A 25,781-nucleotide genomic window follows, 5' to 3' on the forward strand; every position below is an offset into this window, starting at 1 on the left:
CCGGCTTGGGCCTCCACGATATGTCCGCTGTTCGGTCCTTGTGGTTGCACAGGGTGGTCCCTTCGCTCTTTCAAACCCTTGGATGTCCTAGTATATTGCAGAGTGATATGAATCACTAGGACGTGCACGCTTCAGGCGAAAGGTGCCTCATGACAGTCACTGACGACTTCCGCACAGCCCGCGACCAGCTGCTGGCCCTGCGCAATGACTACGGGCAGGCCAGGGACAGCTTCCAGTGGCCGCGTTTCAAGGAGTTTAACTTCGCCCTGGACTGGTTCGACTCGCTGGCAGCGGATCCGGCAACAGGTGCCAAGCCCGCACTGGTGATTGTGGAACAGGACGGCTCAGCCACCCGCCGCAGCTTCGCCGACCTGTCGGCAAGCTCCAACAGGGCCGCTAACTGGTTGCGGAGCCAGGGCGTGCGGCGAGGCGACCGGATGATCATCATGCTCGGCAACCAGGTGGAGCTCTGGGAGCTCATGCTGGCCGGCATCAAGCTCGGCATCGTGCTCATCCCCACCACCACGCTGATGGGTCCGGCGGACCTCAAGGACCGTGTCGAGCGCGGCGAGGCGGCCTGGGCCGCCGTCGGAAGTTCCAACATCGACAAATTCACCGACGTTCCGGGCGCCTACCGGCTTATAGAAGTCGGCGCTGCGGGGACCGGCCGGCCTGGCACCCTGCAGTATTCGGACTCCGGGGCGGCATCGGAGGATTTCACTCCGGATGCGCCCACCAGGGCCGACGAGACCCTGCTGCTGTACTTCACCTCCGGCACCACATCCAAGGCCAAGCTCGTGGAGCACACGCACACGTCCTACCCCGTGGGCCACCTCTCCACGATGTACTGGATCGGCCTCGAGCCCGGCGACGTTCACCTGAACGTGGCCTCCCCCGGATGGGCCAAGCACGCATGGTCCAACGTGTTCACCCCGTGGATCGCCGAGGCCTGCGTCTTCATCTACAACTACGAACGGTTTGACGCCCGCGCCCTGATGGAACAGATGGAGCGTGAGAAGGTGACGAGTTTCTGCGCACCGCCCACAGTATGGCGCATGCTCATCCAGGCAGACCTGACCCTCCTGAAAAATCCACCCGTCAAGGTGGTTTCGGCCGGCGAGCCGCTCAACGCCGAGGTAATCGGGCAGGTCTACCGGGCCTGGGGACAGACCATCCGCGACGGCTTCGGCCAGACCGAGACCACCGTGCAGGTGGCCAACACCCCGGGCCAGCCCGTCAAGGTCGGCGCCATGGGTCAGCCCCTGCCCGGGTACGACGTGGTGCTTGTGGACCCTGCGACGGGAAAAGAAGGGGACGACGGCGAGCTGTGCCTGCGCCTGGACCCCCGTCCCGTCGGGCTGATGAAGGCGTACTACGGTGACCCGGAAAAGACGGCCGATGCCTTCCGCGACGGTTATTACCACACCGGGGACATGGCCAGCAGGGATGAGAACGGGGTCATCACCTATGTTGGCCGCGGCGACGATGTGTTCAAGTCCTCCGACTACCGCCTGTCCCCGTTCGAGCTGGAAAGCGTGCTGATCGAGCATCCAGCGGTGGCGGAGGCCGCCGTCGTGCCGTCCCCCGATCCGGTCAAACTGTCCGTGCCCAAGGCGTTCGTGGTCCTTGCCGCAGGGCACCAGCCCGGTCCCGAACTCGCCGAGGAGATCCTGCGCTACTGCCGGGACCACCTGGCGCCCTTCAAGCGCATCCGCCGGATTGAATTTGCTGAACTGCCTAAGACCATCTCCGGCAAGATCCGCCGAGTGGAGTTGCGGCACAGCGAAGAACTACGGCACGGCGGCGGCTTTGAGCCCAGCGGGCCGTCGCTCCCCTACGGCCTGGGCACGGAATATTCGGAAGCGGACTTTCCGGGCCTCAAAAGCAAGGGATGAGCATGGCAACGCCTCTGCCCCGCGACCCGATCGCCGACGCCCAGCGGAACTGGGAACGTCACGGCTGGGGCAATGTTGCCGCCATGGCCGCGATCACTGCCATTATGCGCACGCAGCAGATCCTGCTGGCGCGCATCGAGGGCGCCCTGAAGCCCTTCGGCCTGACATTCGCCAGGTATGAGCTGCTGGCCCTGCTCAGTTTCGCCCGCAGTGGTGCGCTGCCGATGAACAAGGCAAGTGCCCTGCTCCAAGTCCATCCGACCTCCGTGACCAACGCCGTAGACCGTCTTGAAAAAGCGGGACTCGTGGCCCGGTCCCCACACCCCACCGATGGCCGCACTACGCTGATAGAGCTCACCGCCGAGGGGCGCACCCTGGCCAAACGTGCGACGGCGGTTCTCAATACTGAGGTTTTCAGCAACTCCGGCTTCGCTGACGGGGACGTGGACCAGCTGATCCGTATCCTTGGGGAATTCCGCCGCCAGGCCGGAGACTTCTCGAAGTGAGTTTCATTGGGTTCCGCTGCAGCCGTTAGCCGCCCTGCGCCGCTCCCCTTTGCGCGCGGCGGTCCATGCAGCGTTGCAGCTCCCCGATAAAGGTGTCCAGCAGGGCGATTTGGTGCGGGTTGTTGGCAAGTTGCACCAGGTCAGCGGCAGTACTGGCTACCTTGATGTTGGTCTGTTGACTGTGGGTCGCGAGAAGATCAAATGCGGCCTCCGAGCCAATCCGCAGGAAACCCATCAGAATCCCCTTGGCCTGCTCAATAGTGCTTCTCGTCCCCAGCGCTCCCTCCACCGCCTCCCGGGCCGCCCGCTCTGTTTCTGAATGCAGCGTGGCGGTGAGATCGAGAATAAAGCCGTCCACCCTTTTCAGCGCACCCGAGCCAACCACCGCTTCTCCTGCGGTGAGGACCCGGTGTTCGCGCAGCCGGGAATCAATGAGGCGGTGGTAGCTGGCGAAATAGCCGCCCGAGACGCAAGCCGCGGCAAAGGCTTCATGGCAGCGGTCCCGGTCGTCCGGGTGTTTATGGGAGTACACCAGCTCGATGCTCGGTACGATCTCGCCGCGCTGGTAGCCATGGAGGACATAGACCTCGTCGGACCACTGCAGCTCCTGGGTTGATACATCGTAATGGAACGTCCCGGCGAGGCAGTCTGCGCCGCCAAGGGCGCTGGAGTACGTTCTGAGGCTTTTCGGTTGCAGGATCGCGTCCCCTTCGGCCGCCTCCGGTCCGTCCATCCTCAGGCGCCGGGCGACTGGTTGGCGGAGGTGGAAACCCGCGGGCGGGCCGAACCGGAGGCCCTGCGCACCGGCCACAGATCGGAATGTCCTGTGTGGCTGCGTCGCTTGTCCGGCATGGCCGCTACCGGCACAGCGGCCTGGCGGGGCGATGGGCGTTCACGGCCAGGTCGCGGCAGCTCCCTTACATGCCCCGTGCCTGCATACTCGCGGGCTGCGGCGATGCCCTTTATCACAGCTTCTTTATCGGGAAAGGCCCGCGAAACAGCCAGCACCGAGCCATCCGGGGCTGTGAGCTGGAATCTGAACGCCGCATCGGCGTCAAGGAAAATTTCGAACATGCCGGCCACAGCGCCCTCCTCAATCATGCAAAATACCAAGGCTTCCGGTGACGCCATTGGCACCGGAAGCAGTCCAAGCAAGCCCTGCTTCACGCCTCGCATGCAGCAGGAATCGAATTGATGAATTTATAAAATTGTGAACTAGATCGCAGGGCTTGGCAAGGCCTGTCCGCGCAGGCAACCCCTCACGCAGAACTGAAAGCGGCGCTAAGATAGTGGATCACGGCTGCTGAAAAAATTGATGGTCTGAGACAGACCGTTCTGTCTCTATACTTGACCCTAGGCGCGGCGGTCCGCGGCGTCGGCATCGGGTTGAGGACTGCAGCGAAGGAAATCCATGATGGATGACATGTCAGGTGACCTGATCCTGAGCGACACGAAGGCAGACCTTTTCAAGTCCATGGGGCACCCGGCGCGGATTCTCATTCTCGAGATGCTGGCTGACGGCCCTGTCGCCGTGAGCCGCCTGCGGGATGCTACCGGCCTCGAAGCCTCCAATCTTTCCCAGCATCTGGGCATTCTGCGGCGCCAGCACCTCATCATCCCCTCACGCAAGGACGGCCGGCTCTTCTATGAGCTCTCCTGCTCCAATGTCAGGGGCGTGCTGGAAGCGGCTGGCGGGCTGCTCGGCTCCGTCCGGCAACCCTCCGCAAATCTCCAGACGGCGGGCTGACGCCAGAGCGGCTCATACGCGGCAGGATGTTTGCTTACCGCCGCCGGAATTTCACCCGGCGTTAATAGCCGTGCCCTAACGTTGCTCTCCTGAGTCCCCATGTGCTGGGAACCTGGGCGAGAAGGGAACGATCATGGCCGACATTGCCGCTGTTCTGGGGCGTCTCGCTCCGCATGAACTCGAGGAGCTCCGGGCCACAGGGCCGCAGGGCCACCTGAGCCGACAGCTGATCCAGGCTCTGGACCGTGCCGCCGGAGGTGCCGGGGCAGGGCGAGGCTACTACGTGCCCACCGGAAGCGTGAGCGCCACGGGCAGCCCCCATCAGGTCCTGCGGAGCGACGTCGCGGCGTGGCTTTTCGGCGCACCCGCCCAAGTGGCCGCCACCCAGCCGGCCCAGTAGCGGGCAGCCTGCTCAGTAGAGGAATATGTCGAACCATTCCCGGTTGTGGGCGTGCAGCAGGACGAGGAACAGCACGAAATCGAACAGCAGGTGGACCGCCACGATGTAGGACAGGGACTTGGTCACGGTGAAAATGCGTGCCTGCAGGAGCGCGAACGGGAAAATGAAAAACGGCGCCCACGCCTTGAACCCCAGCTCCCACAGGAACGATGTGAACAGGACCGCCTGCAGGACGTTGGCCTGCCAGTCGGGCAGATGGCGACGCAGCAGGGCGAACGTGGTGCAGATGAAGAACAGCTCGTCCCAGATCCCCAAGGCGTTGGTTCCTATGAAAAGCCGCGCGATGCCGTCGGGATCGTGGACGGCCGGCCAGTTGTTGTAGACGCCGGTCCGGATCATATAGAAGGGCAGCACTGCGTACCCCAGCACCACCACCACGGGCAGATACAGCTTTTCACCGCGGGTCCATTTGTTCCCGGTCATCACCGGGAAGACAATGGCGTGCTCCTTGGTCACCCAGCGGGACACCGCATACGGAATGCCCACGGCCGCGACCATCGCCGAACCCATGACGATCATGTGTTCCGTGCTGACATCGGTGGTGATGGGAACCGCGCTGATCACCAGGATGCCGACGGCGATAAGCATGAGGTCACGGAGCAGCGCACGGTCCACCAGCGCGGCACCTGCCAGTGCGGCGGCCAGCAGCGTGTAGCCCAAGAGCTGCTGGTGCAGGGCAAAGAGGAGAAAGCCGGACAGCGACAGCATGGCCGCGGGGGCCACACGCAAGGACGTCCTCTGAGCCGCACGCTGTTCGGTCACGGGAATGTTCACCGGTGCCTGAACTCCGGCTGGCGCTTCTCGGTGAATGCCGCCATGCCTTCTTTCTGGTCCTCAGTGGCAAAGAGCGAATGAAACAAGCGGCGCTCGAACAGCACGCCCTGGGCCAGCCCCGTCTCGAAGGCCGCATTCACTGCCTCTTTGGCCAGCATGGCGGCGGGTTTGGACTTGGAGGCAATGATTTCGGCCGCCTTCAGTGCCTCCTCGACCGTGTCCTCTGCCGGCACCACCCTGGAGACCAGCCCGGACCGTTCTGCCTCTTCGGCCCCGATAAACCGGCCGGTGAGGATCATGTCCATCGCCTTGGCCTTGCCCACTGCCCGGGTGAGCCGCTGCGAGCCGCCCATTCCCGGGACCACTCCGAGATTGATTTCAGGCTGGCCGAACTTGGCATTGTCCCCGGCAATGAGGATGTCGCACATCATCGCCAGTTCGCAGCCGCCGCCCAGGGCGAAGCCAGAGACCGCCGCGACCAGCGGAATCCGCAGTCTGGTGAGGTCTTCCCAGCCACGGAACCAGTCGGCGTCGTACATCTCCATGTACCCCTTGGATGCCATTTCCTTGATGTCGGCACCGGCGGCGAAGGCCTTCCCCGACCCGGTGAGGACGACCGCGCCCACGCCGGGATCCGAGTCCATCCCGGATACCGCGGCTACGAGCTCATCCAGCGTCGCCTTGTTCAGGGCGTTCAGCGCCTCGGGCCGGTTGAGGGTCACAAGTCCCACACGCCCGCGGCGCTCCACCAGAATGTTCCCGTACTCCTGCGTCATGCGTCCCTCTCACGTGATTCGGCCCTGCTGTCAAAGCTAAGACTACTTACCGGACTTGTCCCTGATGTCCGTGATGATGCCGGAGAAATCGCGTCCGGCCCCGCCTTCCGCGGCGAAGGCGTCATAGATTTCAGAGGCCAGCGGTCCCATACGGGCCGCAACTCCGGTGTTCTGGATGGCGTTCAGGGCCAGCTTCAGGTCCTTCGCCATCAGGGCCCCGGCGAACCCCGGCTGGTAGTCGCGGTTGGCAGGGCTGGTGGGCACCGGCCCCGGAACCGGGCAGTTCGTGGTCAGGGCCCAGCACTGGCCTGAGGCCGCGGAAGCGACATCAAACAGGGCCTGGTGCGTCAGCCCCAGCTTCTCGCCGAGGACAAAGGCCTCGCTGACAGCGATCATGGACACCCCCAAAATCAGGTTGTTACAAACCTTCGCGGCTTGTCCGGCACCATGGTCCCCGCAGTGCACAACACGCTTGCCCATCACTTCCAGTATCGGCCGCACCGCTTCAAAGTCCTCCGGCAGCGCCCCCACCATGAACGTCAGCGTCCCCGCCTCCGCTCCCACCACTCCGCCTGAAACCGGCGCGTCCACAGCCCGGTGACCGGCTTCGACCGCGAGCCGTGCTGCTTCCCGCGCTTCGTCCACATTGATGGTGGAGCAGTCCAGGAACATCGTGCCCGGAGCGGCCGCGGCGAGCAGTCCCAGCTGCGCGTCCGCACCGCGGTACGCCTCCAGCACATGCTGGCCGCTGGGGAACATGGTGAGAACGACGTCCGCTCCCGCCACGGCATCCGCCGCGCTGCCAACCGTGGGGACGCCGTGCTCGCGGGCAGCTTCAAGAGCCGCGGGCACCACATCGTATCCCACTACCGAGTAGCCCGCCCTGACAAGGTTGACCGCCATTGGTCCGCCCATGTGGCCGAGCCCCAGGAAGGCAATGTGCTCCTTCGGGCCCGCCGAACCGTCCGCCGGACCCTCCGCCTCTCCGGTAACTTCCTCTCCCGCATGCTCAGGCATGGTCGCTCTCCCTTTCCAACAAAACCAGTTCCCTCTCCCCCAACGGCGCAAAGTACCGCTCGACGTCGTGCGCCTGCACCTCCGACAGGGTGGGCGGCTGCCATTGCGGGTTGCGGTCCTTGTCCACTACCTGGGCGCGGATGCCTTCACGGAAGTCCGGTCCGGCCAGGCAGCGAAGACCCACACGGTACTCCTCCGCGAGGACTTCATCCAGGCTCAGTCCGCGGGCCCTGCGCAGTGCTGCGAGGGTCACCTTCACAGAGGTTGGTGACTTCGATTCAATCGTTTCGGCCGCCTTGGCTGCTTCCCCGCCAGCCGCGCGCAGCCTCCGCACGATCTCCTCCGCGTCGTCCGTGGCGTAGCAGGTGTCGATCCAGTCCCGCTGGGCCTCCAGGGCAGAGGGCGGCGGCTGTTCCGTGAAGCGCCCGACGGCGTCTTCCGCAGTTTCGTTTTCCAGCGCCGCCTGGAGACCGTCGAGCTTGGTGGACGGAATGAAGTGGTCCGCCAGGCCGAGGAACAGGGCGTCGGCTGCGTCCAGGTGGGCACCGGTCAGGGCCGCGTGAGTGCCCGCCTCCCCCGGTGCCCGTGCAAGCAGCAGTGTGCCGCCGACGTCGGGAACGAAACCGATGGTGGTTTCGGGCATACCGGTCCTGGTCCGTTCGGTCACGATGCGGACGGAACCGTGGGCGGAGATTCCCACGCCGCCACCCAATACAAGGCCGTCCATCAGCGCGACGTAGGGCTTGGAGTAGCGGGAGATGAATGAATTCAGCCGGTATTCCGCCTCCCAGAAGCGGGCCGTTTCCTCGCCTCCGGTGAGGATGTCCCGGTAAATGGCGACGATGTCGCCGCCGGCACACAAGCCCCGCTCACCGGCGCCCTGTACCAAAACGGAGGCAACGCCGTCGTCGTTTTCCCAGGCGGCCAGACACTCCATGATGGCCGCCACCATTCCTGCAGTAAGCGCATTAACCGCTTTGGGTCGGTTTAGCGTGATGACGCCAAGGTGGCCCCGCCGGTCAAACAAGACCTCGTCTGCGGGGCCCTCCGCCTGTTCAGCAGTCATTAGCTTCCTTCCGGCATGGTGAAACTGGCGCCCTGGCGGATACCGGAGGGCCAGCGGGAGGTCACGGTCTTGGTCTTGGTGTAGAAACGGAAGGCGTCGGGGCCGTGCTGGTTGAGGTCGCCAAAGCCTGATGCCTTCCAGCCACCGAAGGTGTAGTAGGCCAGGGGAACCGGAATGGGCACATTGACGCCCACCATGCCCACCTGCACCCGGCTGGCAAAGTCGCGGGCAGCATCGCCGTCGCGGGTGAAGATGGCCACGCCGTTGCCGAACTCATGCTCACTGCAGAGGCGCAGGGCTTCGTCGTAGTCGGAGGCCCGAAGCACACTGAGCACGGGCCCGAAAATCTCCTCCTTGTAGATCTTCATGTCTTTGGTGACGTTGTCGAAGAGTGTGGGACCAATCCAGAACCCGCCCTCGTAGCCTTCCACCGTAAGTCCTCGTCCGTCGGCGACGAGCGTGGCGCCGGCGTCCACACCGGACTGGATGTAGCCTTCAATCCGTTCTTTGGCTGCTCCCGCCACCACGGGGCCGAAGTCCGAGTCCTTGTCGAGGCTGTGGCCGACTTTCAGGTGCTTGACCCTTTCCTCCAGCTTGGAGACCAGGGCGTCGGCCGTTTCCCTGCCCACGGGAACGGCCACGGAAATGGCCATGCAGCGCTCACCTGCGGAGCCGTATCCTGCGCCGATCAGAGCATCGGCTGCCATGTCGAGGTCCGCGTCCGGCATGACCACCATATGGTTCTTGGCGCCCCCAAAGCACTGCGCGCGCTTACCGTGGGCGGCCGCCGTAGCGTAGATGTACTGCGCGATGGGCGTGGACCCGACGAAGCCGATCGCCTTGACGCGGTCGTCCTCCAGCAGCGCGTCCACTGCTTCCTTGTCCCCGTTGACAACGTTGAACACGCCGTCCGGGATGCCGGCCTCCGTGTACAGCTCAGCCAGCCGCAGGGGCACGGACGGATCGCGCTCGGAGGGCTTGAGGATGAAGGCGTTGCCCGCCGCAAGGGCCGGCCCGGACTTCCACAGCGGAATCATCGCGGGGAAGTTGAACGGGGTGATGCCCGCGACCACACCCAAGGGCTGGCGCATGGAATGGATGTCGATGCCGGTGGCTGCATTGTCCGAGAACTCGCCCTTGAGCAGGTGCGGTGCGGCGGCAGAGAATTCCACCACTTCAATGCCGCGCATAATGTCACCTTTCGCGTCGGCAATGGTCTTGCCGTGCTCAGAGGAAAGCAGCCTCGCCAGTTCTTCCAGGTTGTCATTGACGAGGTCCACGAACCGGAGCAGGATCCGCGCCCGCCGCTGCGGGTTCATGGCTCCCCACTCCTCCTGGGCCTTCTCAGCACTGGCAATGACGGTGCTGACTTCCTCCCGGCTGGCCAGCGGGAGCTTGGCCTGCACCTCGCCGGTGCAGGGATCGTAGACGTCGCTGAAGCGGCCGGAACTGCCTTCTTTCCTGTGGCCGTCAACGTAGTGGGACAGTTCGCGCACCATGATGGAATGCTCCTTTGCATTGTGTGACCCAGGTCATTCTTGTGCTGAATATACTCGGACTTCCTACTAAATTCCAGAGTTGGCAGCCGCGATCAGCAGGTAAGCCCACTCACCCTGGCCCCAAGTTCGGTAAGTTAGGACTGTGAAGATAGCTACCTGGAATGTGAACTCGCTCCGTGCCCGTGCCGACCGCGTGGAGGCGTGGCTGCAGCGGTCTGACTGCGACGTCCTTGCCATCCAGGAGACCAAGTGCAAGGACGACAATTTTCCCTGGGAGCTCTTCGAACGGATGGGCTACGAGGTGGCGCACTTCGGCGTCAACCAATGGAACGGCGTGGCCATCGCTTCCCGCGTAGGGATCGAGGACGTGGAGCGCGGTTTCGTGGATCAGCCCGTGTTCGGCAAGGACGGCAAAGACCCTGTCCAGGAAGCCCGCGCCATGGCGGCGACGTGCGGCGGAGTCCGGATCTGGAGCCTGTACGTGCCGAACGGCCGGGCGCTGAACGATGAGCACATGCCCTACAAGCTCAAGTGGCTGGACAGCCTCAAGAACCAGGCAGCAGGCTGGATCGCTGACAACCCGGAGGCGCAGGTGGCGCTGATGGGCGACTGGAACATCGCGCCCACCGACGACGACGTCTGGGACATCGACCTGTTCCTCACCCAGGGCTACACTCACGTCAGCGAACCCGAGCGGGCCGCCTTCCACGCGTTCGAACAGGTCGGCTACACGGATGTGGTGCGCCCGCACACTCCGGGCCCGGGGGTGTACACCTACTGGGACTACACGCAGCTGCGCTTCCCCAAAAAGGAGGGCATGCGCATCGACTTCATCCTGGCTTCGCCGGCCCTCGCGTCACGGGTCACCGGCGCATCGATCGACCGTGAGGAACGCAAAGGCAAGGGCGCCTCTGACCATGCGCCCGTGGTTTTGGAGCTGGCCGGCTGATGGTGGCGGACTCGTGACAGGCAGGCATTCATGACCGGAAGCCTTTACCGGGGACAGGCGGGGCTGCCGTTCTCGTCCACGCTGCGCGTTTATGAGCCTCTGGAAGCTTTTCCTGAGGACCAACGCGCAGCGCTCAAGGCTGCCGGCGACCGGGCAGCGTCACGGGCCGCCGTCGAAAATGCCGAACTGCTGGCCTCCCTCGGACGGATTACGCGGCCGGGCGGCGATCCCTTCCCTACCGGCCGGACCGACCTGGTCCGTGTTACGCGCGCCCCCGGGCTGCCTGTCGAGGACGAGTCCAAGGATGAAGAAGACGCTGCACAGGCGAACGGCGGCGGCCTCCTTTACTGCCCCAGCCAGCTCGTGCTGCGGGCCGGATTGGCCGCCAACGCGCTGATGGAGGGCATTCATGGGCCGCTGGCTGAACTCCTCATTCCGGAGGAACAGCGTGACCGGCACCAGGAGCGGATCGATCTGGTCAGTGCCCGCGAAGGCGCCACGCGGGTGCATACCCGGGCTTCCACATGGGGCATTCCCTTCAGCTGGTTCTCCCTGTTCCTTGAGTCAGATCCGCAGGATGTGGTGGAGGCAGGCGGCCGGATCCTCACCGTCCGAGTCTGGGCTCCAATCACCGAGGCGCTCGATCGGGTGCGCTACGCCGTAGCCAACCTGGCGCTGGCAGCACCGGACCTCGACATGCTCGATGACCTGACCCAGCTCACCGAGTGGCTGGAGCTCTTCCATGCGGAGTCCATGGTGGAGCTGGACTACGGTGCAGTGGCAGACAAGGTTTACCCGGACGACTCCCCCATGGATGTGCGCCTCGGCATCGAGTGCCTCGCGGAGGGCGACATGACAGGTGCCGCGGCCGCCTACCGGCGGTTGGCATCACGCTGGATCCCGATCCGCCAGCTGGCACGGGCGTCCTAACCTACTGCCTCTAAGCCGGGCCGCGGCCCCCGCCGTTCAGAACAGACGGTTGCCCGTCAGCGGCCGGCCCCGGGACGGGGCGGCGCCGTTGTGTGCCTGACGATCAGCTGGTGGGGTGCGACGGCGGAGCGCACGGAGCCCGTGATGCCGAGGAGTTCGTCGAGAAGCATCTTGGTGCCCAGCTCGGCCTGCTCATCGGGCCGCTGGCCAACCGTGGTGAGGCCGACGGCGTCTGAGAAGTCGTGGTCATCGATGCCAATGACAGAGAGGTCCTCGGGGACTCTGACGCCCAGCCTGTTGGCTTCGAAGATCACGCCCATGGCCATCTCGTCAGAGGCACAGAAAATGGCGGTGGGCTTCGGCCCGGACTGCCCCCAGAGCCGCCGGAAAGCCTCCTGGCCGCTGCGTACGGTGAAGTCTCCCCACTCGTCCCATTCAGGGCGGACTTCCAGCCCTGCCGCCGTCATCACATCCTGGAACGCCAGGATCCGGACACGCGGGACATCAAAATTCAGGTCGGTCTCATCGTCGCCGTGGAGCAGGGCGATATCACGGTGCCCCAGGCCGATCAAGTGCTTCACCGCTGTGGACGCGGCGGCATAGTCGTCTATGCCGATGTAGGCGCATTCCTCGACGTGCCCGCCCACCACCACCAAAGGGATGTCGATTTTCTGCAGATGGTCAAGCTCCTCATGGGACAGCGCCATACATAGCACCAGGAGTGCATCGATCTGCTTGTAGACCATGGTCTTGCTGAACAGCCGCTCGCGATGGCTGCCGTGGCCCCCCAGGTTGAACAGGGACAGGTTGTACTGCCGCGCGTGAAGTTCGCGGTCGGCCCCTTCGATGGCTTTCGAGAAGAACCAGCGGCTGACGAATGGCGCGAGCACCCCAATGGTCTTGGTCCGGCCGGTCGCCAGACCGGACGCGGAGGATGATGCAACGTAGCCCAAGGCGCCGGCAACTTCGAGGATCTTTTCGCGGGTGGCAGGCGACACCCGGGGGAGACCCCGGACGGCACGGGACACTGTGGCAGTGGATACCCCTGCGGCGGCAGCCACATCCTCGATGCTTACACCCGAGTGGCCGCCGCGCTGGGCCCGGTCAGTTGTGCGCGCCACGGTTCCCCCTCACAGCCCCGAAGATTTCCGCCATGTCTTTCTCCCGGCGGCAAGAAATCATTTTAGTCTGACCAGGAGATTCAGCGCCGCCGGGTGGCAGTGGGCGCAGGAAGGCGCCGGCGGAGCCTGATCATCCCGTACAGTGCCAGCAGGATGGCGAGCAGGCCCAGTGCCCAGCCCAAGGCAGGCTGGGCTGTCAGCTCCATCCAGACGGTAACGACGAGCAGCACCACAGCCCAGAAACCCAGGAATCCGATGATGATGTCGAAGTCCTCGCCGGACCTGACCCGTTTGTCGCCGGACCCGGTTGCCTGCTCCTTGCGCTGCGGTGCTGCCCCACGCATCACTTGACTGCACCCGCCGTAAGGCCGGCGACGATCTTGCGCTGGAACACGAGCACCAGGATCACCAGCGGAATGGTGACGATGGTGCCGGCCGCCATGATCGCCGTGTAGGGGATCTGCTGGGGCTGGGCGCCGGCAAAGTTTGCGATGGCCACGGTCACAGGCTGGGTGGCATCGCTGGAGAGCTGGCTGGCGATGAGGAACTCATTCCACGAGGAGATGAATGCCAGGATGGCCGTGGTGAAGATGGCCGGAGCCGCCAGCGGCATGATGACCTTCCGGAACGCCTGGCCCTGGGTGCAGCCGTCGACACGTGCCGACTCTTCCAGCTCCCACGGCATTTCGCGGAAGAATGACGTCATCGTGTAGACGGTCAGCGGCAGGACGAACGAAATGTTCGGAATGATCAGCGCCTGGTAGGTGCCCATCCAGCCGATGTTGGTGAAGAGCTGGAACAGCGGGGTGATCAGTGCGACGCCCGGGAACATGGACGCCCCCAGAATGAAGCCCAGCACCAGGAACTTGCCACGGAAATTCAACCGCGCCAAGGCGTAGGCCGCGAAAACACCGATCAGCAGCGAGATGGCGGTCACCACGACGCCGATGAAAATGCTGTTCAGCAGTGCCTGGCCGAACCTGTTGCCGAAGGACGTGTCGAATGCGGTTATGAAGTTGTCCAGCGTGACGTGCGTCGGGAAGAAGGATGTGTCGTACGTGAAGCCGACCTCGCGGAACGCCACGACGACCATCCAGTAGGCGGGCGCCAGGCACCAGATGAGGATCACGGCCGCGCTGATGTACGTGCGGCCCTGCGCCCACTTCTCCTTGTTCTGGGCCATGCGGCGGCCTTTGTCCTGTTGTGCCCGGAGGGCTGTTCCGGTGCTCATTTCTTCCCCTTACCGGTGGCGCCGCTTTGTTCCACCACATTCGCCCCAAGGAAGCGGACAAAGATGAAAGCGACCAAAAAGATGATGATGAAGGTGATGGTGGACAGCGCCGCGGCTGAATTGAACCCTTGCCTGATCTGGTTAATGACGAGGATGGACAGCGTGGTGGTGTTGTTCGCACCGCCCGTAAGGATGTACGGCAGGTCGAACATGCGCAGTGCATCCAGCGTGCGGAAGAGGATGGCCACCATCAGCGCCGGCTTTACCAGCGGCAGGGTAATCATGCGGAACCGCTGCCAGGCCGAGGCTCCGTCAACTTTCGCCGCCTCATACACTTCGGCAGGGATCATCTGCAGGCCTGCCAGGATCAGCAGCGCCATAAACGGTGTGGTCTTCCAGGTGTCCGCGATGATGACAGCCCACTTGGCCGGCCACTCGCTTCCGGTCCAGAGGATGGAGGCGTTGAACAGCTTGTTGGCAATGCCCTGGAAATCGAAGATGAACAGCCACAGCTGGGCCGTCACGGCGGTGGGGATGGCCCACGGCACGAGCACAGCGGCGCGGACAAGGCTCCGGCCCTTAAAGGAGCGGGCCATGATCATGGCCATCCAGAAGCCAAGAATAGTCTCCAGGGTCACCGTGATGATGGTGAAGATGAAGGTGGTCTGCGTAGCTGACCAGAACTGGGATCCCAAAGTTCCCGGCGGGCAGGCGACGGTTCCGCCGGCAGGGGCGGCGCACTGCTGCGCGATCCAGTTCACATAGTTCTGGATGCCGGCCGGGCCGCCGGCCGTGAACAGCCCGGTGGCGGGGTCGAGCCCGGCGTCCTTCTGGAAGGACATCACAATGGCGCTGATGATCGGGTAAACGATCACCACGGCCAGCGCGATGATGGTGGGGGCCAGGAGCCAGGCGGCCCATTTACCCTGGCTGAGGATCTTGTTGTCCTCACCCACGCCCTTGGGCCCGTGGTGGATCGGGGTACCGCCCGACGCCGGTGACTTGACCGGCGTCGGGCCTACTTCAGTTGCCATGGCTGGACTACGATCCTGCACCGGCGGCTTCGATGGACTTTTGCATGTCAGACAACGCCGTGTCCACCGGCTTCTCGCCCTTCAGCGCAGCGTAAGCGTTGTCCTGGATGGCTTTGGTTACAGCCGGGTAGAACGGGGTGACCGGACGCGGCACGGCGTTCTCGATGGAGGTCTTCAGGACCGGCAGGTACGGAAGCTTCTTCACGAGTTCAGCGTCGTCATAGAGAGCAGTCAGCACCGGAGCGAGGGAACCCTGGGTGGCGAAGAACTTCTGCTGTTCTTCTTCGACCAGGAACTTCACGAAGTCAAGGGCGGTGGCCTTGTTCTTGGAGTACACGCTGATGGCCGCGCTGTGACCGCCCAGGGAAGATGCACCCGGGCCGTCCTTGCCCGGAAGCGGGGCCAAGCCCAGCTTGTCCTTTACCTTGGACGAGCCTTCGGTCGTGGCCAGGTTGTACACGTACGGCCAGTTGCGGTGGAAGAGCAGGTTGCCGGACTGGAAGGCCCGGCGGCTTTCCTCTTCCTGGTAAGTGATGGCTTCCTTAGGAATGTTGCCATTCTTGAAGGCTTCGACGAGGTTGTTTAGGCCTTCCTTGGCCTCCGGGGTGTTCAGGTTCGGCTTGCCGTCCTTATCCAGCACGGAGCCGCCCGCGGAGTTGATCGCCTCAGAGGCGTTGACCGTGAGGCCTTCGTACTGCTTGTACTGTCCGGAGAAGCAGCCGATCCTGTTCTCCTTGGCGATGGAGCACATCTGCATCATCTCGTCCCAGGTTTTGGGCGGGGTGGGCACCAGGTCCTTGCGGTAGTACAGCATGCCTCCGTCGGAGGATACGGGCGCTGCATATAGCGTGTCCTTGTAGGATGCGCTGTCAACCGTGGGCTTCAGCATTGCGGAGGTATCCAGCGCCATCTTGTCCTTCAGCGGCTGCAGCCAACCCTTTGCAGCAAATTCCGCAGTCCAGACAACATCCACGCTCGCCACGTCATAGTTGGGGTCCTTGGCCTGGAAGTGCTGCACCAGGTCGTCGTGCTGCTGGTCGGCCTGGTCGGTCTGCTCCTTGAAGGTGACCTTCTCATCCGGGTGTGCGGCGTTCCACTTTTCGATTAGCGGTCGGACCACGTTGCTGTTGTCCTTGCCCTGCACGTAGGTGATGGGACCGCGGCCGTCGAGACCGTTGGCTGCGTCACCGCCACCGGCGGTGGTGCCGCCGCCCCCGCCACCGCCGCCACAGGCGGAGAGCGTCAGGGCGAGAACGCCGGCAGTGGCTGCCGGCAGTAAGAACTTGCGCGTTTTCATTGGCAGGAGACTCCTCGCTGAGTGACAAGAAAAAGTCGTTGGTGCGGTTGTTGTGGTGACAGTCACACTAGTAACGTTGCCGATAGAAATGCAAGCGTTTACACATAATTGTTACCGGAGAGGCAACCATGACCCACACCCCGATTTCCACGCCCGGGTCCGAAATAGGAACGTGGTGGGCAGACGCCGTCGTCTACCAGATTTATCCCCGCTCCTTCGCTGACGCGAACGGGGATGGCATGGGCGACCTGCGCGGGGTTACCGGCCGGTTGCGCTACCTGAAGGAACTCGGCGTCGACGCCGTCTGGCTGTCGCCGTTCTACAAGTCGCCGCAGGCGGACGCAGGATACGACGTAGCCGACTACCGGCAGGTCGACCCGATGTTCGGCACTCTGGCTGACTTTGACGAGATGCTGCAGAAGGCTCACGGCCTGGGGATGAAAGTCATCGTGGACCTGGTCCCAAACCACACGTCGGACGAGCATGCGTGGTTCCAGGAGGCCTTGGCCTCGGAACCGGGCTCAGCAGCCAGGGAACGATACATGTTCAGGCCCGGGAAGGACGAGGTTCCCGGCTCAGGGGACGGAAATCTCGCCCCCAACAACTGGAATTCCATTTTTGGCGGCCCGGCCTGGACGCGCATCACCAATGCGGACGGAACCCCCGGCGAGTGGTACCTGCACCTCTTTGACACCAAGCAACCGGACCTTAACTGGGAGAACCCCGAGGTGTGGGAGGAAATGAGCTCCGTGCTCCGCTTCTGGCTGAACCGCGGAGTGGACGGCTTTCGGGTGGACGTGGCGCACGGCATGGTTAAGGAGGCCGGGCTGCCCGACTGGGACGGCGCAGCAGCCATGGTGGAAGGCACGGCAGAGGTTCGCCACCTTCCGGACGCACCCGGGGCTCATTCAGAATCAGCGGAGCCGCACACCGCCCATCGCGCCAGTATCGCGGCCGGAAGTGCAGGGGCAGAGGACGCTGCCGGCACCATAGCTGTCGCGGAGCAGGACTTCGGCCACGAGCCGGTGTCGCCGCTGTACCCGCCGTCGCCATTCTTTGACCAGGACGGCGTCCACGAGATCTACCGGGACTGGAACCGGGTGCTGGCCGAGTATGACGGTGACCGGATGCTCGTGGCCGAGGCCTGGGTGGAACCGGCGGAACGCCTGGCACGGTATATCCGCAAGGACGAGATGCAGCAGGCCTTCAACTTCGACTTCCTGCTGGCCGGCTGGGATGCAGGACGCATGGCAGTGGCCATCGAGGACTCGCTTGAGGCATCAGCCTCGGTGGGGGCGCCCACCACCTGGGTGCTGAGCAACCATGACACCGTGCGCCATGCCACGCGCTTCGGACTCTCCGACCCCACCACGTTCCCCAAGGGCATTGCCGCAGAGGACGAGCAGCCGGATGCGGCACTGGGCCTGGCCCGCGCCCGGGCGGCCACGCTGGTGTCCCTCGCCTTGCCCGGCTCCGCCTACCTTTACCAGGGTGAGGAACTGGGTCTCCCGGAACACACCTCTGTGCCCGCGGGTGCCCGCCAGGACCCCGCTTTTTTTCGTACGAACGGGGTTGAGCGTGGCCGGGACGGCTGCCGCGTCCCGCTGCCGTGGGTGTCCAGTGAGCCGGGGTACGGTTTCGCTGAGGCGTACACAACGGCCGACGGCGGTGCTGGCCGCCGCCGGCCAGCCGATCCTTGGCTGCCCCAGCCGGCGTCGTTCGGCGAACTCGCCGCGGACCTGCAGGACGGGGTCCAGGGTTCCACGCTCGAGCTGTACCGGTCCACGCTGTTGCTGCGGAAGAGCCACGGACTGGGCTCCGGAACGTTCTGCTGGGCAAATGCGCATGATCCCGAACGGGGTGTCCTGGCCTTCCAGAACCGGGATGTCCTCGTGGTAGCCAATACGGGATCCGAGCCAGCGCCTATTCCGGACGGCTACCGTGTGATTCTTTCGAGCGACGGTGCGCCTTCATCGGATGCCGCGGCACCCGCCGGCGCCGCTGCAAGAGGAGCGGGCGGCGACGGGACCGCAGGTACACGCATGGAAGTCATCGCCCCGAACAGTGCGGCCTATCTGGTGGCCGGCTAGGCAGTCAGCGGACGCGCTCCGCTCTGCTGAAGCGGGTGCGCGCCCCGGCCGCTACGTGCACCAGTACCGGTGTCTCGCGGCCCACAACCTTGTCCAACGCCGAAACCAGGGCGGCAGCGTCCTCCACGAGGAGGTGCGGGGCCACTCCGGGGCGCGGGTGAAGCCGGATCCTGAGCGCGGGTTCACCGTGGATGTCGAATGTAGCGACAGACGTGCCAGCTAGATCGGGGCGTTCAGCGAAGGCCTCCTTGAGGGCCTGTTCAGCCACTCCGCTGCCAATACGCACGTCACCGGGCACTCCGCCGGGATCCTCGGCGGCCAGCAGAAGGTCCGAGCGCCCCTTACCCTGCTGGGCGATCCAAGCCACCATCAGTCCAATCAGCAGGATGAGGACAAGGGCCAGGACGATCCAGAGCCAGCTTTCCTGGCGGCCCGGGAACCTCGTGGCCCCGAGCAGCTGGCTGGCGCTGGTCCAGACGCCGCCTGACCATGCCTGCCACCAGGCTCCGACGGCAGGAACTGTGGCCAGCAGCATGAGAAGGATGCCGGCGGCCAGGAGGGCGAGTCCGAGGATTCCAATGAGAACCCTGTTCAGCATCCGGGGAGTGCTGTTCATGCCCCGATCACCCCCGTCTCAGCCAGGTTGACGCGGACAACGGGCAGCGGGACCGGTGACATGGAGCGGAGTTCGTCCTCCACGGCTTCACGGACTGCGTTTTCGCTCACCGGAACCCCGGATGTGGGGCGGACATTGACTATCGCCTGGCGCTGGGAAACCACCACCATCACCTGCTCGGGGGTGACGTTGGCAGCCAGCCGTGCCCGTCGGGCGAGTGCGGACGCTATGACCTCGTCGTCCACCACGACAGCTACGCGGGTTACGTTGAGCAGATGCTTTGCCCTGCGTCCGGGAAGTATGGCGCTGAGAAAAAAGAACAGGCCGGCCGCGGCAACCACGGCGCCTGTCACGCCGAGCAGCAAAGGCGGCATGCCGTGAGGCAACGCGACGATCCGCTCGGCCGCGGTCTGGGGATCAATGAGCCAGGGCGGCTGGCCGATGGACCGGACTGCCGCTTCCAGCAGGGCGTAGAGGGACAGGAGGATGACAAGGACGGCTGCGATGCAGGCTGCGGTAGCCCGTGAGGAGTGTGTTTCCCGGTGCAGAATCCTGTCCATATCAACGGGCCCGTCGCGGCCGACGGGGCCGGCGTCCCTCTGGTGGCCCTCGGCCGGGTTCTCGCGTTCGATGACGGAGCTCACCGCACGCGCCCCCTTTCCGTGACGTGCGCGCCGCTGACCCGGATGTCCACCCTGCTCAGGCGGGCGCCGCTGAGCTCTGTGACCCTCGTGAGGATCTCCTCTTTGGCCGCAACCGCACGCTCCCAGATAGAGCCGCCGAAGGCAGCGATCCGGCCGGGGTCCCGCACGACGCCCGTCAGGGCCGGGATCTTGATCGGTGTGACGAGGGATAAAGCCAGCAGGCCGCCGTCGTCCGACCAGTCGGCCCGGACATCGTGCGGCGGAATGCCCAGCGCATCCCCGGCTGCGGCTTTCGCGAGGCTCGTCAGCGCCTGGGTACTTATCCGGTTGTGTCCGCTGTAGAGCCGGACCGGGGTTGTGTCGGCGTTCAGGGTCATGACGACGAGCGCCGGCCGCTCAGGGCATCCATGACGCTGCGCAGGTCCAGTTTCCCTTCTGCCGCGCGGCCCAGCAGGGCACCTATCCCCATGAAAAGGAGGGAAATCAGGAAGCCCCACAAGCCGAACTGCAGCGACATGAACGCCACAAAGGCCCCCAGTGCTGTTCCCACTACCGTCAGGCTCACAGGATCGCCTCCCTCTCAGAAGCTGCCGCCTGCCCCGCAGGCTTCACCGGCGGTGCAATATAGACGTCGTTGATTTCGACGTTGACCTCGATGACCTGAAGGCCCACCAGCTTCTCAACCGCCGAGTAGACGGCGGCGCGCACCTGGTTGGCCAAGGAGTGCAGCGGAGTCCCGTACGTTGCGACGAGGGTGATGTCGACGGCGACCTGCGTCTCGCCCACCTCCGCATGGACCCCAGCCGCGTGGTCCGAACTTCCGACGGCGTCACGGATGGCTCCCAGCGCCCTGGATGAACCGGTGCCCAGGGAGTAGACACCGGGGACGGCTCGCGCTGCTATGCCGGCCACCTTGGCGACCGCTGTTTCCGAGATGACTGTCCGCCCGCCGCCGGTCCCGCGCAGGGCCGGCTGCGTGCCGATGACGGCAGGGTCCGGATTCTGGTATTCCATCAGGCGCTCCCCTTCTGTTGATCACAACCCTATCCCCTAGCCCCGACAACGTCAGGAGTGAAGCGGGGCCGATTCGCCGGGCCAACGTCCGTAACCGCTGGCGCCGGACGCCCGCAGCTGCTAGCCGCAGTTGCTGGCCAGCCACTGGTTCACCGGAGCCATGGCTTGCTGGAACTTGCCGCTGGAATAGACGGACTGATCGCTGAGTCCCGCCACGGCCACCTCATGGAGCTTGGTGAAGTCGGCCTTAAGCGCCTCCGGAACGAGCTGCGCCGTCTGGCTAAGCTGCGCCTTCTTCTGCTCGAGTTCCGCGGTCTTGCCCTGCGCCGCGGCCATCGGCAGCAGTGACGCGCCGGTTGCCTGTTCCGAGATGGCCGCACATGCCTCCGCCGCTGACGCAAACCCTCCGAAGGGACCCGTCGGTGTGCTATCGGCCGGTTCCGCGCCGGGGCTGGTGACCGGCCGGGAACTGCTGGAGGTTGACGGTTGAGCGCCGCCGGTTGTGGGGGCAGAACAGGCGGTGAGCGCCGCTCCGGCGGCAAGTGCGGTGACGGTCAGCGTACGGGCAAGATTCTTCACAGTTCACATTTCCTTGGTTGGCTCGGCCGCCGGCAGCGGCCTTGACTCCGCCGGCTCCGGCGCCGGCTGTATCCCCCGGCGTGCGAGTCTAGCCATGGCCGACGCCTGCTTTCCACATTGACAGCAGCGGTGGAATGAAGCACACCCACTTCACAGGGGCGCCTAACGGGGAGTTCTGCGCGGGGGCACTTCACTGGCTGGAGAGGGAGCTTCATCAGACGGCCTGGCCGCCGGCCGGTGGTGGGTTTTAAGAGGCGGTCCGCTCCTATTGACCTCTTCGGGCGTCTCGCCATTCAGTCGCCCTGGCGGTAGCCAGGGTCTTCGTTCTTGCAGCGGTAGTCGCCGCGCTTTGCGCCCGAGTTGCCCTCGAACACCATGAAAGTCTGTCTGGCCTGGATCCCGCCGCCCGACCGGAAGTTTAAGCCCGGAGGTTCAGCCCGAAGGTTCAGCCCGGGGCCATGCCAGGCCCGACCTATTCCAGGCACATGCATGACGGGCGGGAATAGGGGGTTTAAAGAAGAAAAGCACCAGTTCCGAAGAACTGATGCTTCCCAGTGGTGGCTCCGACCGGCGTCGATCCGGTGACCTTTCGATTTTCAGTCGAACGCTCTACCAACTGAGCTACAGAGCCTAGGTGACACGTCACCATGACAGCCGGAATTTTTTCCGGCAATCAGAGCGACCCTGACGGGACTTGAACCCGCGACCTCCGCCGTGACAGGGCGGCGCGCTAACCAACTGCGCTACAGGGCCTTGCTTTTTCTTGCTGATCGCAGTATCTCTACTGCAATTTTTCAAGGACTCCAGCCTACCAGACTTTTCGGTCCGGCTTGACCACTTCCTTGCGTACCCCCAACGGGATTCGAACCCGTGCCGCCGCCGTGAAAGGGCGGTGTCCTAGGCCGCTAGACGATGGGGGCCTGAACTCAATCCGGCTGACTCAGGGCAAAAATAAAGGGCCGAAGCCTTTCGTTCTTGTCCTTCGCAGTTGCTCCGAACTGGACCTCTAAAACTATAGGGCCTCTCCCATGAATTTCCAAAATCGGCGCGAACACCGCCCCGGAACGCCATAGCGAACTGCCACAAGTTGGCAGTTTCCCGCGCAGCCTTGACCGATTTCCGCCAGCACCGGGATGGGGCGCAGGACTAGATTGAACACCATGGCAACCAACCCCGGCACCAGCCCTCCCCCGCCTGCCGATCCCTCCGGGCGGCCAAGTGCCCCTCATACAGCCACAACGCCCCCGGGCTCAACGGAACCGACCACAACGCAACCGGGCACAGAGCAATTCGGCACAAAGCATTCCGGCACAAAGCAACCCCGTGCGCGCATCAGCAACCTGGGGGTCGCAGCCGTCCTCACCACAGTGGTGCTGTGGGCCTCTGCCTTCGTCGGCATCCGCGCTGTCGGCCCCAGTTTTTCGCCCGGCCCCCTGACGCTGGGGCGGTTGGTGATTGCCGCCGCCGTTCTTGGCGCTGTGGTGCTGCCCAAGCTCAGCAGAATGCCGCGAGGACGGGATTGGTGGCCCATCATCGCTTATGGAGTTATGTGGTTCGGCGGCTACAACATCGCCCTGAACGCTGCAGAACATGTGCTCGACGCCGGAACCGCCGCACTGCTGATCAACGTCAACCCGATTTTGGTCGCGGTCCTGGCGGGTGTGCTGCTCAAGGAGGGATTCCCGCGCTGGCTCATCATCGGCAGCCTGGTGGCGTTCAGCGGCGTCGCCGTGATCGCGCTGGGCTCCGGCCAGCGGTCGACGGCGGATGTGGGCGGCGTGCTGCTGTGCCTCCTGGCGGCTGCGCTTGCCGCCGTCAGCGTGATCATCCAGAAGCCGGTGCTGCGGAAGTACCCGGCAGGGCAGGCAACCTGGTACGGCGTCATGGTGGGGCTCCTGTGCTGCCTGCCGTTCAGCGGCCAGCTGGTGGCGGAGCTGCAGGCGGCTCCGCTGCCGGCCACGGCGGGCCTGGTCTACCTCGGCATCTTTCCCACCGCGATAGCGTTCACCACCTGGGCGTACGCCCTTTCCCTGATCGACGCTGGAAAGCTGGCCGCCACGACCTACCTGGTGCCCGCGACCACAGTGGTGATCTCCTGGTTCGTGCTCGGCGAAATACCGACGGTCTGGGGCCTCGTAGGCGGGGCCATCTGCCTGGCGGGTGTGGGGCTTACAAGGCGCCAGGCAAGGCGCCGCTCCCGCTAGAGTTTTGATATGCCCGCTAACCTGCCGCCTGGACTTCCCATCGTTCCTGACGGATCTGGCGACTCCTCCGGTTTTGAGATGTCCGAGAACGATTTCGAGGCAGCAGTCAGCGACGCCCTGGACCTGATTCCTGCTGACATCGCACGGACAATGGACAACGTGGCGGTTTTCATCGAGGACGACTACACGCCCCGGCCCGGAGAAGACCCCGACACCGTGCTCCTGGGGCTTTATGAGGGCGTGCCCCTGACAGAGCGGGACTCCTGGTGGGACGCAGGCTCCCTCCCGGACCGCATCACCATCTACCGCCAGCCCATTCTGGACATCTGTTCCTCCCGCGAGGACGTGGTGGAGGAAGTCGCCGTCACGGTGGTGCACGAAATCGCCCACCATTTCGGTATCGACGACGACAGGCTCCACGAACTCGGTTGGGACTAGCCTTGTAGGCATGGGACACGACCACAGCCCTGCCCTGGCCCCAACAGCCACAGGCAAGCACCGCCGCCGGTTGATCGCCGTGCTGGCGATCACCCTGGGCGTGGTCCTGGTCCAGGCGGCAGGGGCAGCCCTGTCAGGCTCGCTGGCACTGCTGGCCGATGCCGGGCACATGCTCTCGGACGCCGCCGGGGTCTTCATCGCCCTGGTGGCGGCATGGATTGCCTCCCGGCCGGCGAGCGATGCGCGAACCTACGGCTATCAGCGCGCCGAAGTCCTGGCGGCCCTGGCCAATGCCCTGATCCTCGTGGTGATTGCCGTGGTGGTTTTCATCGAGGCGATCCGCCGGATCGGGTCGGCCCCCGAGATCCAGACCGGTATCATGCTCTACGCGGCCTTCGTCGGCGCCGCGGCCAACCTGGTGTCCCTCCTGATTTTGCGCCGCGGCCAGAAGGAAAGCCTGAATGTACGGGGAGCCTACCTCGAAGTTCTGGGCGACCTTGTGGGGTCGGTCGCGGTCATCGCCGCAGCTGTGGTGATTCTGTTCACCGGGTTCAATACCGCTGACGCGATAGCCTCCATGCTCATTGCCGTCATGATCCTGCCGCGCGCCTGGCACCTGCTGCGCGACGTGGTGGATGTCCTGCTGGAGGCGACGCCCAAGGGCGTGCAGGTGCAGATCATCCGGGACCACATTCTCTCCGTGGCCGGAGTAGTGGCCGTCCACGACATCCACATCTGGACCATCACCTCGGGCGTTCCCGTCTTCTCGGCACATGTGGTGGTGGAGGACGAGGCCCTCAGCGCCCGGGGAGCGGACCAGGTTCTGGATAGGCTCACCAACTGCCTCGGCGCCCACTTCGACACGGCCCACTGCACCTTCCAGCTGGAACCAGCCAGCCACGCCGAGCACGAATCGCACCAGCACGCGTAGTGAGAGAGCAGGTCCACGCTAGGACAGCACGTCCTTGCTGACGAACCTGCCGTAGGCCAAAGCGCCAAATACTGCGATGTATCCCGCCTGCAGCATGGCGTTGCTGCTGAACGATTCCCATCCAATCGGCTGGCGCAGCAGATCCGCGAAACCGAACCAGTAATGGCTGAAAAGCCAGGGATGCAGCCATTCCAGCTGCGGCAGTTGGTCCAGCACCTGGGAGGCGACGGACAGGACAATCGTTGCGGCCATAGCCCCCACGGGGACGTCCGTGAGCGTGGACAGAAACAGCCCGATCGCCGCCAGACCCAGCAGCGAAACCGTCTGGTAGGCACCGATCAGCAGCATCCGGCCCAGCGCTTCACCCGGCTCGACCACGTCTCCGGACAGCAGCGGAACCGGTCCCACAGGGAACAGCGCTGCCCCGATGCCGGCCCCCGCGAGCGCAACCGACAGCGGCGCGGCAACGCAGAAAGCCGCGGCTCCCACATACTTCACCACGAGCAGCCGCACACGGCCGGCGGGGGCAACGAGCAGGTACCGGAGAGTGCCGTGGCCGGCTTCCCCGGCAATGGTATCCCCGGCCACCACTCCTATGGTCAGCGGCAGGAACAGCGGCACGGCGACGATCAGCGCCGTGACTCCCACGAACAGACCGTTCTGCGTGATGCGGTCCAGGAAGGCAGGCCCGCGACCCGGTGGTACCGCAGAGGACATGCGGACGACGACGGCGATCAGCACCGGAATAGCCGCCAGCGCCAACAGCAGCGCCTGCGTCCTGCGCCGCCGGAACAGCAGCTTCAGTTCCGAAGCAAACAGTGCAGAGCTCGACGCCGGGCGGGCCGCACCAGCCGTGGGTGGCGCTTCCCGGGTCCCCAAGTCCTCACTGCGTGCCCTCTCACTGTGTCCCCTCGGACTGTGCGTCATACGACCAGGCCGTTCACTGTGCGGTCCACTGTGAGG

The 25,781-nt window shown here is 64.6% G+C and carries 29 protein-coding genes and 3 tRNA genes; 10 read left to right on the forward strand and 22 right to left on the reverse strand.

Annotated elements, in window-relative coordinates:
• Positions 1-149 precede the first annotated feature (149 nt).
• Together M1E01_RS16940 and M1E01_RS16945 are read left to right on the forward strand one after the other, a co-directional pair.
• On the forward strand, positions 150-1,895 hold the full coding sequence (locus tag M1E01_RS16940; protein ID WP_457972686.1) for an AMP-binding protein: 1,746 nt from the start codon (positions 150-152) through the stop codon (positions 1,893-1,895).
• 2 nt (positions 1,896-1,897) lie between these two features.
• A complete protein-coding gene (locus tag M1E01_RS16945) occupies positions 1,898-2,401 on the forward strand; it encodes a MarR family winged helix-turn-helix transcriptional regulator (RefSeq protein ID WP_457972687.1) in 504 nt (167 codons plus the stop codon).
• A 25-nt stretch (positions 2,402-2,426) separates the two neighbouring features.
• Here M1E01_RS16945 and M1E01_RS16950 read toward each other — a convergent pair whose 3' ends face one another.
• On the reverse strand, positions 2,427-3,134 hold the full coding sequence (locus M1E01_RS16950; RefSeq protein ID WP_457972688.1) for a PAS and ANTAR domain-containing protein: 708 nt from the start codon (positions 3,132-3,134) through the stop codon (positions 2,427-2,429).
• 2 nt (positions 3,135-3,136) lie between these two features.
• Positions 3,137-3,502, reverse strand: a complete 366-nt coding sequence (locus M1E01_RS16955; RefSeq protein WP_457972689.1) for a YegP family protein — start codon at positions 3,500-3,502, stop codon at positions 3,137-3,139.
• 310 nt (positions 3,503-3,812) lie between these two features.
• On the opposite strand from M1E01_RS16955, the gene M1E01_RS16960 reads away from it, so the two are divergent.
• Entirely contained in the window at positions 3,813-4,148 is a 336-nt protein-coding gene (locus M1E01_RS16960) for an ArsR/SmtB family transcription factor (protein WP_457972690.1), read from the forward strand.
• Between the two features lie 133 nt (positions 4,149-4,281).
• Positions 4,282-4,548: a hypothetical protein gene (locus M1E01_RS16965; RefSeq protein ID WP_457972691.1), complete on the forward strand. Its 267-nt coding sequence runs from the start codon at positions 4,282-4,284 to the stop codon at positions 4,546-4,548.
• A gap of 12 nt (positions 4,549-4,560) precedes the next feature.
• Here M1E01_RS16965 and M1E01_RS16970 read toward each other — a convergent pair whose 3' ends face one another.
• From M1E01_RS16970 to M1E01_RS16990, 5 genes are all read right to left on the reverse strand, one after another.
• Complete coding sequence (locus M1E01_RS16970) at positions 4,561-5,331, reverse strand: CPBP family glutamic-type intramembrane protease (protein ID WP_457975009.1); 771 nt, start codon at positions 5,329-5,331, stop codon at positions 4,561-4,563.
• A 47-nt stretch (positions 5,332-5,378) separates the two neighbouring features.
• The gene (locus M1E01_RS16975) at positions 5,379-6,158 is read right to left on the reverse strand and encodes an enoyl-CoA hydratase (RefSeq protein WP_457972692.1); all 780 of its coding nucleotides are present in this window, start codon (positions 6,156-6,158) and stop codon (positions 5,379-5,381) included.
• A gap of 42 nt (positions 6,159-6,200) precedes the next feature.
• Positions 6,201-7,073: a 3-hydroxyisobutyrate dehydrogenase gene (mmsB, locus tag M1E01_RS16980; RefSeq protein WP_457975010.1), complete on the reverse strand. Its 873-nt coding sequence runs from the start codon at positions 7,071-7,073 to the stop codon at positions 6,201-6,203.
• A gap of 94 nt (positions 7,074-7,167) precedes the next feature.
• On the reverse strand, positions 7,168-8,241 hold the full coding sequence (locus M1E01_RS16985; RefSeq protein ID WP_457972693.1) for an enoyl-CoA hydratase/isomerase family protein: 1,074 nt from the start codon (positions 8,239-8,241) through the stop codon (positions 7,168-7,170).
• Positions 8,241-9,740: a CoA-acylating methylmalonate-semialdehyde dehydrogenase gene (locus tag M1E01_RS16990; protein ID WP_457972694.1), complete on the reverse strand. Its 1,500-nt coding sequence runs from the start codon at positions 9,738-9,740 to the stop codon at positions 8,241-8,243. The genes M1E01_RS16985 and M1E01_RS16990 overlap by 1 nt, the downstream gene beginning before the upstream one ends.
• A gap of 142 nt (positions 9,741-9,882) precedes the next feature.
• On the opposite strand from M1E01_RS16990, the gene M1E01_RS16995 reads away from it, so the two are divergent.
• Entirely contained in the window at positions 9,883-10,689 is an 807-nt protein-coding gene (locus M1E01_RS16995) for an exodeoxyribonuclease III (protein ID WP_457972695.1), read from the forward strand.
• Between the two features lie 30 nt (positions 10,690-10,719).
• On the forward strand, positions 10,720-11,619 hold the full coding sequence (locus tag M1E01_RS17000; protein ID WP_457972696.1) for a hypothetical protein: 900 nt from the start codon (positions 10,720-10,722) through the stop codon (positions 11,617-11,619).
• Positions 11,620-11,675: 56 nt separating this feature from the next.
• On the opposite strand, the gene M1E01_RS17005 is transcribed toward M1E01_RS17000, so the two are convergent.
• The 5 genes from M1E01_RS17005 to M1E01_RS17025 all read right to left on the reverse strand — a co-directional run bounded on the left by M1E01_RS17005 (position 11,676) and on the right by M1E01_RS17025 (position 16,302).
• Positions 11,676-12,740 (reverse strand): LacI family DNA-binding transcriptional regulator, encoded by a 1,065-nt coding sequence (locus M1E01_RS17005; RefSeq protein ID WP_457972697.1) that lies wholly within the window; start codon positions 12,738-12,740, stop codon positions 11,676-11,678.
• A gap of 80 nt (positions 12,741-12,820) precedes the next feature.
• Complete coding sequence (locus M1E01_RS17010) at positions 12,821-13,084, reverse strand: hypothetical protein (RefSeq protein WP_457972698.1); 264 nt, start codon at positions 13,082-13,084, stop codon at positions 12,821-12,823.
• On the reverse strand, positions 13,084-13,971 hold the full coding sequence (locus M1E01_RS17015) for a carbohydrate ABC transporter permease (protein WP_457972699.1): 888 nt from the start codon (positions 13,969-13,971) through the stop codon (positions 13,084-13,086). The genes M1E01_RS17010 and M1E01_RS17015 overlap by 1 nt, the downstream gene beginning before the upstream one ends.
• The gene (locus tag M1E01_RS17020) at positions 13,968-15,005 is read right to left on the reverse strand and encodes a carbohydrate ABC transporter permease (RefSeq protein WP_457972700.1); all 1,038 of its coding nucleotides are present in this window, start codon (positions 15,003-15,005) and stop codon (positions 13,968-13,970) included. Before M1E01_RS17020 ends, M1E01_RS17015 begins: the two co-directional genes overlap by 4 nt.
• 7 nt (positions 15,006-15,012) lie before the next feature.
• Positions 15,013-16,302: an ABC transporter substrate-binding protein gene (locus M1E01_RS17025; protein ID WP_457972701.1), complete on the reverse strand. Its 1,290-nt coding sequence runs from the start codon at positions 16,300-16,302 to the stop codon at positions 15,013-15,015.
• Between the two features lie 128 nt (positions 16,303-16,430).
• Between M1E01_RS17025 and M1E01_RS17030 the strand changes: the two genes are divergently transcribed.
• On the forward strand, positions 16,431-18,392 hold the full coding sequence (locus M1E01_RS17030; RefSeq protein ID WP_457972702.1) for a glycoside hydrolase family 13 protein: 1,962 nt from the start codon (positions 16,431-16,433) through the stop codon (positions 18,390-18,392).
• Between the two features lie 4 nt (positions 18,393-18,396).
• On the opposite strand, the gene M1E01_RS17035 is transcribed toward M1E01_RS17030, so the two are convergent.
• From M1E01_RS17035 to M1E01_RS17075, 9 genes are all read right to left on the reverse strand, one after another.
• The gene (locus M1E01_RS17035; protein ID WP_457972703.1) at positions 18,397-19,008 is read right to left on the reverse strand and encodes a hypothetical protein; all 612 of its coding nucleotides are present in this window, start codon (positions 19,006-19,008) and stop codon (positions 18,397-18,399) included.
• On the reverse strand, positions 19,005-19,652 hold the full coding sequence (locus tag M1E01_RS17040; protein ID WP_457972704.1) for a hypothetical protein: 648 nt from the start codon (positions 19,650-19,652) through the stop codon (positions 19,005-19,007). Before M1E01_RS17040 ends, M1E01_RS17035 begins: the two co-directional genes overlap by 4 nt.
• Complete coding sequence (locus M1E01_RS17045) at positions 19,649-20,029, reverse strand: hypothetical protein (RefSeq protein ID WP_457972705.1); 381 nt, start codon at positions 20,027-20,029, stop codon at positions 19,649-19,651. Before M1E01_RS17045 ends, M1E01_RS17040 begins: the two co-directional genes overlap by 4 nt.
• Positions 20,026-20,217 carry a hypothetical protein gene (locus M1E01_RS17050; RefSeq protein WP_457972706.1) on the reverse strand — a complete coding sequence of 64 codons (192 nt, stop codon included), beginning with the start codon at positions 20,215-20,217 and terminating at the stop codon, positions 20,026-20,028. The genes M1E01_RS17045 and M1E01_RS17050 overlap by 4 nt, the downstream gene beginning before the upstream one ends.
• Positions 20,214-20,666, reverse strand: a complete 453-nt coding sequence (locus tag M1E01_RS17055) for an Asp23/Gls24 family envelope stress response protein (RefSeq protein WP_457972707.1) — start codon at positions 20,664-20,666, stop codon at positions 20,214-20,216. Before M1E01_RS17055 ends, M1E01_RS17050 begins: the two co-directional genes overlap by 4 nt.
• Positions 20,667-20,786: 120 nt before the next feature.
• Positions 20,787-21,245 (reverse strand): hypothetical protein, encoded by a 459-nt coding sequence (locus M1E01_RS17060; RefSeq protein WP_457972708.1) that lies wholly within the window; start codon positions 21,243-21,245, stop codon positions 20,787-20,789.
• A 555-nt stretch (positions 21,246-21,800) separates the two neighbouring features.
• A tRNA-Phe gene (locus M1E01_RS17065) sits at positions 21,801-21,876 on the reverse strand.
• Between the two features lie 48 nt (positions 21,877-21,924).
• A tRNA-Asp gene (locus M1E01_RS17070) sits at positions 21,925-21,998 on the reverse strand.
• Between the two features lie 94 nt (positions 21,999-22,092).
• Positions 22,093-22,165 (reverse strand) — tRNA-Glu (locus M1E01_RS17075).
• A 240-nt stretch (positions 22,166-22,405) separates the two neighbouring features.
• On the opposite strand from M1E01_RS17075, the gene M1E01_RS17080 reads away from it, so the two are divergent.
• Genes M1E01_RS17080 through M1E01_RS17090 form a run of 3 tightly spaced genes read left to right on the forward strand, consistent with a single transcriptional unit; the run spans position 22,406 to position 24,818 of the window.
• A complete protein-coding gene (locus M1E01_RS17080) occupies positions 22,406-23,449 on the forward strand; it encodes a DMT family transporter (RefSeq protein ID WP_457972709.1) in 1,044 nt (347 codons plus the stop codon).
• A gap of 9 nt (positions 23,450-23,458) precedes the next feature.
• Positions 23,459-23,887, forward strand: coding sequence for a metallopeptidase family protein (locus tag M1E01_RS17085; protein ID WP_457972710.1), 429 nt, complete (start codon positions 23,459-23,461; stop codon positions 23,885-23,887).
• 10 nt (positions 23,888-23,897) lie between these two features.
• Positions 23,898-24,818 carry a cation diffusion facilitator family transporter gene (locus M1E01_RS17090; protein ID WP_457972711.1) on the forward strand — a complete coding sequence of 307 codons (921 nt, stop codon included), beginning with the start codon at positions 23,898-23,900 and terminating at the stop codon, positions 24,816-24,818.
• Between the two features lie 18 nt (positions 24,819-24,836).
• Here the strand turns inward: M1E01_RS17090 and M1E01_RS17095 are convergent, their stop codons facing one another.
• Positions 24,837-25,745: an ABC transporter permease gene (locus M1E01_RS17095; RefSeq protein ID WP_457972712.1), complete on the reverse strand. Its 909-nt coding sequence runs from the start codon at positions 25,743-25,745 to the stop codon at positions 24,837-24,839.
• Between the last annotated feature and the right edge of the window lie 36 nt (positions 25,746-25,781).

The sequence above is a fragment of the Arthrobacter sp. D1-17 genome (assembly GCF_054130535.1).